This is a genomic window from Acinetobacter sp. AR2-3 (assembly GCF_001878775.1).
In the GTDB taxonomy this organism is placed as follows: Bacteria; Pseudomonadota; Gammaproteobacteria; order Pseudomonadales; family Moraxellaceae; genus Acinetobacter; species Acinetobacter lwoffii_D.
This window is the reverse complement of the sequence record NZ_MJIQ01000065.1, coordinates 1-764: the sequence shown is the minus strand read 5'-3', so window position 1 is coordinate 764 and position 764 is coordinate 1. Positions and strand designations below refer to the sequence as shown.

Sequence of the window (764 nt, the reverse complement as noted above, 5' to 3'; positions counted from 1 at the left end):
TCGAAGTTTTAAAAGAAGCAGAATCACTTAAAAAGAAATTAGGGCGTCCTCATACTTTAGCTATAGAGGATCAATTATTATTAACACTCAATTACTTACGGAGCTACAACACCCAATTGGAATTGGCGGCAAATTACCATATCGCTGAAAGTAATGTGAATCGAACTATTAAAAAGGTTGAAGATGCATTAATGAAATCAAGACGTTTTACCCTGCCAAAACGAAGCATTACCACAGCAGACGAACAATTTAACTGGGTAATTATTGATGCGACAGAATGTTTAATAGAACGCCCGAAAAAAAAATCAGAGTAAGTTCTACAGTGGTAAAAAGAAGAAACATACGTTAAAAGCCCAAGTGATCTATCATCCGAAGAGCAAACAAATCATAGGAGTAGATATATCGTCTGGCAGTCAGCATGATATTAAATTGGCAAGAAAAACAGTTAAGAAATTCAAACATTGTGACTATGTTATGACCGATTTAGGGTGCTATGGGTTAGAGCAAGATGGCTTTAAATTATTGATGCCAATAAAGAAAAAGAAGAATTTACCCTTATTTGATGCTGAGAAAAATTACAATAAAATGATTGGAAAAATACGAGTTGTAATCGAACATATTAACAGTCAATTGAAAAGATTTAGAATACTAAGTGAACGCTATCGAAATAGACGGAAAAGATTCGGTTTACGCATTAACTTAATCGCTGCACTGGTAAACCGGATGAACTTGCAATAACGACTTTCGCAAGAGATCTATTATAC

At 34.3% G+C, this 764-nt stretch carries 1 protein-coding gene; it reads left to right on the top strand.

Annotation, left to right across the window (positions count from 1 at the left end):
• A protein-coding gene (locus tag BFN00_RS15685) for an IS5 family transposase (RefSeq protein ID WP_143115430.1) occupies nucleotides 1-738 on the top strand; the annotation gives its coding sequence in 2 pieces (ribosomal slippage) (nucleotides 1-296 and nucleotides 298-738; 737 coding nt annotated over the 2 pieces). This gene is flagged as partial in the annotation.
• Between the last annotated feature and the right edge of the window lie 26 nt (nucleotides 739-764).